Genomic DNA, 2,962 nt, shown 5'->3' with positions numbered 1-2,962 from the left:
TCCGCAAGATCGCGCGTGCTGCGCTGATCCTATTCCTTGCGCTAGTCGTGCTGATCGGTCTGTTCGCGGCCTACAACTGGAACATGATCCAGCGCCTCTTCCTTGGCGGCCTCAAAGTCTATGAGACGACGGCGCCGGCGCTGCCGGAAACCATCGAGCGCCCGGCGATCCTTGTTTTTTCCAAGACCAACGGCTTCCGCCACGAAGAGGCGATTCCGGCAGCGAACGCGATGCTGGCGGAACAGGCGCGCGAACATGGATGGGGCATCTACCAGACGGAAAACGCAGCGACCTTCCGTCCCGACATCCTGTCGCGGTTCGACGTGGTGGTGTTCAACAACGCCAGTGGCGACGTATTCACCCCGGAACAGCGCGCGGCATTCAAATCCTTCGTCGAAAATGGCGGCGGCTTTGTCGGCATCCACGCCGCCGGAGACAATTCACACGCGGCCTGGGGCTGGTACACCGATCAGGTGATCGGCGCGCATTTCATCGGCCACCCGATGGCGCCGCAGTTCCAGCAGGCGGTGATCGACGTAGAGGATCACAGCAACCCGGCGACCACGCATCTGGGCGCAAAATGGCCACGAACCGACGAATGGTATTCCTTCGCCGCGTCGCCGCGCCGCCCCGGCATCAACGTCCTCGCAACCCTCGACGAGAGGAGCTACAGCCCCAAGGGACTGTTCGGCAAGGACATCGGCATGGGCAAGGACCACCCGATCATCTGGACGCGCTGCGTCGGCAAGGGGCGCGCATTCTATTCCGCGCTTGGCCACACGGCCGAATCCTTTGCCGAACCGGCGCACCGCGAGATGCTGGCGGGCGCGATCGGCTGGGCGATGCGGCAGCAGGGCACCGGCTGCGACGAACCCGCCCCGCCGATCAAGGAACAAGCGCAATGAACCCCGTTCGCTACGGCATGATCGGCGGCGGACAGGGCGCCTTCATCGGCGGCGTGCATCGGACGGCGGCCGGGATCGCCGGCAACTGGCGTCTGGTGGCGGGTGCGTTTTCCTCGACCCCGGAAAAGGCGCGCGCATCCGGCGCCGAGATCGGAGTCGATCCAGCGCGCACCTATGGCACCTGGGCCGAGATGCTGGAACGCGAAGCGGCTCTTGCCGCCGATGTCAGGATCGAGGCGGTGTCGATCGTCACCCCGAACCACATGCACGCGCCGCCCGCGATCGCCGCGATGGAGGCAGGGTTCGACGTCATCATCGACAAGCCGCTGGCCGACAGCCTTGTGAACGCGCAGGCGATCGCCGATGCGGCAGCCCGCACCGGGCGGCGGATCGGCGTTACGCACACCTACACCGGCTATCCGCTGGTCAAGCAGGCGCGGCGGCTGGTGGCATCCGGCGGTTTCGGCAAAGTGCGCCGCGTCGCGGTGAAATACACGCAGGACTGGCTTTCGCGCGCAACCGATCTGGCCGGCAACAAGCAGGCCGAATGGCGGACCGACCCGGCGCGTTCGGGCGATGCCGGTGCCTTCGGCGACATCGGCACACATGCGGCAAACCTCGTCGAGTTCATCACCGGCCAGCGCATCCAGTCGATCTGCGCCGACCTCACCATGCTGGAGGGGCGCCGGATCGACGACGACGGCGCAGCGCTGTTCCGGCTGACCGGCGGCGGACGCGGAACATTGACCGCCAGCCAGATCTGCGTCGGCGACAGCAACGATCTGGCGATTTCGGTCTATTGTGACGAGGCCGGGCTGCACTGGCGCCAGCAGGAACCAAACACCCTGCGCGTCGGCTATCGTGATCGCCCGGATGAAATCTGGCACGCAGGCGGCAACCGCGCCTATCTGGCGGGCGACATTCAGGCAATCCAGCGCACGCCGGGCGGCCATCCGGAAGGGTATCTGGAAGCCTTCGCCAACATCTATGCCGCGTTCGGCCACGCCATCAGGGGGGCGGGCGCTGCGGGCGACGAACCCGGATACGCGATGATGCCCGACGCCATCGCCGGGATGAACTTCATCCGCGCCAGTCTCGAATCCAGCCGCAACGGCGCTGTCTGGGTCGATCTGTGATGCAATTGCCAGTGAAAGGATTTCGGCCATGAAAGGCCCGGCAATTTTCCTCGCCCAGTTCGTCGGCGACGAGGCGCCGTTCAACTCGCTCGATGCGATCACCCGATACATGGGCCAGCTTGGCTACAAGGGTGTCCAGATCCCGACATGGGACGCCCGCCTGTTCGACTTGAAGCGCGCCGCCGAAAGCCAGGACTATGTCGACGAGATCAAGGGCATCTGCGCCGCAAACGGCGTCGAAGTCACTGAATTATCAACCCACCTGCAGGGCCAGCTCGTCGCGTCGCACCCCGCCTATGACCGGCTGTTCGACGGGTTCGCGCCCACGGAACTGCACGGCAACGCTGCAGCGCGGACCGCGTGGGCCGTCGATCAGGTGAAGCTTGCGGCAAAAGCCAGCCAGCGCTTCGGCTGCACGGCCCACGCCACCTTTTCCGGCGCGCTGATGTGGCACACGGTTTACCCGTGGCCGCAGCGACCTGCCGGGCTGGTGGAGGAAGGCTTCGCCGAACTGGCGCGGCGCTGGAAGCCTATCCTCGACGTGTTCGATGAATGCGGTGTCAACGCCTGCTACGAACTGCATCCGGGCGAAGATCTGCACGACGGCGTCACGTTCGAGTGTTTTCTTGATGCCGTGGGCAATCACCCGCGCGCGAACATCCTGTATGATCCGTCGCATTTCGTGCTGCAGCAACTGGATTATCTGGCCTTCATCGACATCTATCACCAGCGCATCAAGGCGTTCCACGTAAAGGACGCCGAATTCCGGCCCAACGGCAGGGCGGGTGTCTATTGTTCCTATTCCGGCTGGGCGGAACGGCCGGGGCGGTTCCGCTCGCTTGGCGACGGGCAGGTCGATTTCGGCGGAATCTTCACCCGGCTTGCGCACCATGGCTATGACGGCTGGGCGGTGCTGGAATG

General features: G+C 65.0%; 3 protein-coding genes. All 3 read left to right on the top strand.

Translation table 11 applies throughout. From position 1 onward, the window contains the following. The coding region (locus AC16JP_RS10230; protein ID WP_484340512.1) for a ThuA domain-containing protein at nucleotides 1-905 on the top strand (905 nt) is incomplete at its 5' end. After that, on the top strand, nucleotides 902-2,041 hold the full coding sequence (locus AC16JP_RS10225; protein WP_484340511.1) for a Gfo/Idh/MocA family protein: 1,140 nt from the start codon (nucleotides 902-904) through the stop codon (nucleotides 2,039-2,041). The genes AC16JP_RS10230 and AC16JP_RS10225, both read left to right, overlap by 4 nt. Nucleotides 2,042-2,069: 28 nt before the next feature. Next, nucleotides 2,070-2,962, top strand: an 893-nt coding sequence (locus tag AC16JP_RS10220) for a sugar phosphate isomerase/epimerase family protein (protein ID WP_484340510.1), incomplete at its 3' end; no start/stop codon positions are given.

The organism is Sandaracinobacteroides sp., from assembly GCF_057137845.1.
The sequence above is the reverse complement of the archived record's forward strand: the minus strand, read 5'-3'. Positions and strand labels throughout refer to the sequence as shown.